The sequence below is a fragment of the Streptomyces sp. NPDC060027 genome (assembly GCF_042737005.1).
Lineage (GTDB): Bacteria > Actinomycetota > Actinomycetes > Streptomycetales > Streptomycetaceae > Streptomyces.
This window is the reverse complement of the sequence record NZ_JBHWVI010000403.1, coordinates 1-3651: the sequence shown is the minus strand read 5'-3', so window position 1 is coordinate 3651 and position 3651 is coordinate 1. Positions and strand designations below refer to the sequence as shown.

4 protein-coding genes are annotated in these 3651 nt (G+C 72.1%); all 4 read left to right on the top strand.

Annotated features, from left to right (window positions below; all coding sequences use genetic code 11):
- Nucleotides 1-322 precede the first annotated feature (322 nt).
- Nucleotides 323-1021: a beta-glucanase gene (locus ACFWBT_RS42295; RefSeq protein WP_385709950.1), complete on the top strand. Its 699-nt coding sequence runs from the start codon at nt 323-325 to the stop codon at nt 1019-1021.
- Between the two features lie 301 nt (nt 1022-1322).
- Nucleotides 1323-1496: a hypothetical protein gene (locus tag ACFWBT_RS42290; RefSeq protein WP_385709947.1), complete on the top strand. Its 174-nt coding sequence runs from the start codon at nt 1323-1325 to the stop codon at nt 1494-1496.
- 117 nt (nt 1497-1613) lie between these two features.
- Nucleotides 1614-2576, top strand: a complete 963-nt coding sequence (locus ACFWBT_RS42285; RefSeq protein WP_385709945.1) for a hypothetical protein — start codon at nt 1614-1616, stop codon at nt 2574-2576.
- A gap of 169 nt (nt 2577-2745) precedes the next feature.
- Nucleotides 2746-3492: an alpha/beta hydrolase gene (locus ACFWBT_RS42280; RefSeq protein ID WP_385709942.1), complete on the top strand. Its 747-nt coding sequence runs from the start codon at nt 2746-2748 to the stop codon at nt 3490-3492.
- Nucleotides 3493-3651: the final 159 nt, after the last annotated feature.

Below are 3651 nucleotides of genomic sequence, written 5' to 3'. Positions count from 1 at the left end.
GCACGCACTCTCGCCGCACCGGCCGAAATCCCAAGTACATCCAGTACGAGGACTTCCGGCCGGCACACCGAGAGCACGCACCGGGCGCCGCTCCTCGACGGGCAATCGTTGCCTGCCGCGGCACTAGCTCCGAGGGCCGCGCGCGAAGGTGTCGCGCTCGACCGGCTCCGCGGCGGCGCGCGATGGCCGGCCGGCACACCGGCGTGCGGCCGGTTCACCCCGAAGGGTTGTTTCGCGGCCGGTCGTCGCGCAGGTGGTGTGGGCGAGGGTGTGCCGGGGAGAACCTGGGCCGTACGCCAACACCGACACCAAGGAGTGCCGCGTGTCCGATGTCGTCTTCACGGCGGATTTCACCTCGACCAGGCAATGGATCGCGGGACACTCCTGGGCCTATCCCGACGGCGGTCCGGTCAATCCGGACGACGACAAGCTCGACCATCTGGTGGCCGACCCGGCCTACTGCCGGACGGGCCGCTTCAGAGCCACCCGGCGACCGGACGGCAGATGGGACGCGGGCCTGCTGACCACCGAGGGGAGCGCGGACGCGTTCATGGTCCGCACGGGAGACGTCCTGGAGACGCGGGTCAGGCTGCCCACCGGGATCGGCGCCTGGCCGGCTGTCTGGACGTGGCTGGACGGCGGTCAGGAGATCGACGTCTTCGAGTACCACCCCGACAACCCCGACCTGCTGGAACTCTCCAACCATGTGCGCGGCACCCACCGCTATTACCGGGACGAGGCCATCCGGCCGGGAGCCTGGGTCGACCTGGTGGTCGAGTTCGGCGCCCACCGTGTCGTGTGGTGGGTGAACGGGACCCGCGCCTTCGCCGACCGGCGCGGCGTGGGCAGGACCTGGCAGGCCTTCCTCATCGTCAACCTGTCCGTGTGCGGGGGGCGTTACCACCCGCCCCCGCCCCCTGAACTCTCCGAGATGGAGTTCGAGGTGGCCCATCTGCACGTCCGCAGACCCCAGTTCGACGAGCCGTTCCCCGCGGTGGAGGACGTCGGCCTCCTCGACTGACGCTTGCCGGGCAGCGGGCAGCGGGCAGCGGGCAGCAGCCAGTAGGCGGCAGGCAGCGGGCGGCAGGCGGCAGGTGGCAGTCAGCGGGTGTCGGACGTCGGACCTGGTCATCCGGCACCCGCCTCCCGCATCCGGCCGCCCGTCGGGCTCGGTGACGTGCGCGAGCGCTTGGAGGCAAGCCGCCCACGGCACCAGGGAATCGAGCCGCGACGCGTGCATCCGCCACGGCCCTCGGCGCGGAAGTACGGCATCAGAAGCGGCGCAGCGCTCGAGCGCGTCGCGCCGACGGGTGCCGAGGGTCATGACGAATCCGCAACCGGGGCGAGACGCCCCCGAGGCCGCGTACGTCGGTCACGTCGGCAACTGCCGTACGTGCCAACGGGAGGCGGGCCGTTGCCCGCGCGCCGAACGTCTGTGGAGTTTCTACCAGGAGTGGCGCAACGCCTACCGCGCCCGGCCCGAGCACACCGAGTGAGTGCCGCACCCGTCGGCACGCGCTCCCCGGAGCGGCGTCGGACCTGTGACCCGGCTGTGACCCGGAACTATGGCCTCCGCCACAGGCGGGCGCGCCGGATCCTGATCGGCTGGCCCGATGCGCTCAGCCGCCCCTCTCTTACTGGTCCTCGCCTCGTGCCTCGCCCTCTCCGCCTGCGGCCTGCGGACCGACCCGCCCGCGTCCCATGCGCGGCCCACGTCTTCCGACGACCCGAGGTTCCTCCCCCTTGCCGCCTACGACATGCCCGAAGGCGACGTCCGTACGGTCGGCAGGGCCCGGTGGACACTCGCCAAGGAGTGCATGGCGCGGCTCGGGTTCGACAGCCTGGCGAACCTCGCCACCGACCCCGTACCCGGCTGGCCGGAACGCCCCGCGACCGCGGGCGTGGCCACGGCCGTCGTCTACATGTCGGACGACGCCCGCTACGGGATACAGGACCCTGGGAAGGCCGCGCGATACGGCTATGAGGGGCCGCGGGCCGACTACGAGCGCCGCTACCCGAAGACGAACTGGACTCTCTCCGAGTACCTGGCGCTCACCGGCGAGTTCGTCGGGGACGAACCGAAGACCGTCCACGGCCACCGGATCCCGGAACGCGGCTGTCTCGGCGAGGCCGACCGCGCGATCTACGGGACGAGCCCCCAGGACCGCAGGGATCCGGTGCTGGAGCTGAAGGGCAAGAGTCTCCAGCAGGGGATGCGGGACCCCGCCTGGAAGCGGGCGGACAAGGCGTGGTCGGCGTGCATGCGGAAAGCGGGTTTCCACTACCCCACGCCCGGGGACGCCCGGACGGGCCGCGACCGTGACCGCGAGGAGCTGGAGCAGCGACTGGCCGGGGAGCGGAGCGACCCCGACGAGCCGTCCGCGCTCGACAGGAAGACCGCGACCGCCGACGTCCGCTGCAAGCAGCGGACCGGATACATCAAGGCCGTGCACGCCGTCGACGTACGCATCCAGAGCCGGCTCGTCACCGAGAACCGGACCAAGCTGGAGGCGCAGTTCCACTGGAACCGGGGCGCGGTCCACCGGGCTCGCGAGATCCTGGACGAGTGGTCGTGACCTCTCCAGGTCCGCCACCAAACCGTTGTCCCCTCGGCTACGGATATCCAGTGGCCGGTGGGACGATCCTTCCTCGGCCGGTGCGAGGCGTGGAGAAGCGCCGTGAAGGTGGCGTGGAGAAGCGCCGTGAAGGTGGCGTGGAGAAGCGCCGTGAAGGTGAGGAGGTGCCATGCGAGGCTCTGCGCGGACGTCCGCCGATGATGTGTCCCGGCCCGAGGTGACCGGGGCGACCGCGGCGCTGGAGCCGCGTCGCACCACCGGTCCGGGTTCGGGTCCGACACGCGCCGCCGTGCTGATCCTTCACGGTGGCCGGGAGGACAGCAGGGCCCCGTCACGTCCGTGGCATGTCGCCCGTGTGCGCATGCGGCCCTTCGTGCGCGCCGTGACGCGAGCCCTGCCGGACGAGGACGTGTTCGTCGGGCAGGTGCGCTACCGCCACCGAGGGTGGAACGGTGCGGACGCCGACCCGGTCGCCGATGTCCGGCAGGCGCTCGCCGAACTCGCCGATCTGGTGGGGGAGGTGCCGGTGGTGCTGGTGGGCCACTCGATGGGCGGTCGCGCCGCCCTGCGCGCCGCGGCCGCGCCGCAGGTCCGGGCCGTGGTGGCCCTCGCACCCTGGTGCCCGGAGGGCGAGCCGGTGGCCCACCTCCGGGACAAGCGCGTGATCGTGCTGCACGGGGACCGGGACCGGGTCACCGATCCCGCGGCGTCGTTCGCCCTCGTCCGCCGGGCCGACGAGGCGGGCTCCGCCGCGAGCGCCGTGCGGGTGGAGGGCGGTGACCACGCGATGCTCCGACGCGCGCGCACCTGGCACCGGGCGACGGGCTCCACGGTCGCCGGGCTGGTGGCCGGGGTCGACGGTGGGCTGGGACCCCTCTCCGCCGAGTGGCCCGGCGGAGAACCCGGGGTTCTCTAGGGCCCTGTCCGGCCGATCACGGGGGAGGAGACCAACCGCGCCCGTGTCTCCGCCGCGATCGACCGGACAGGGCCCTAGATGTATTGATCACGAGCGTTGTTGACAGTTGCAGGGCTTGATCATGGCGAAGACCTCCGGTGTGGTGGAGCTGTCTAGGAC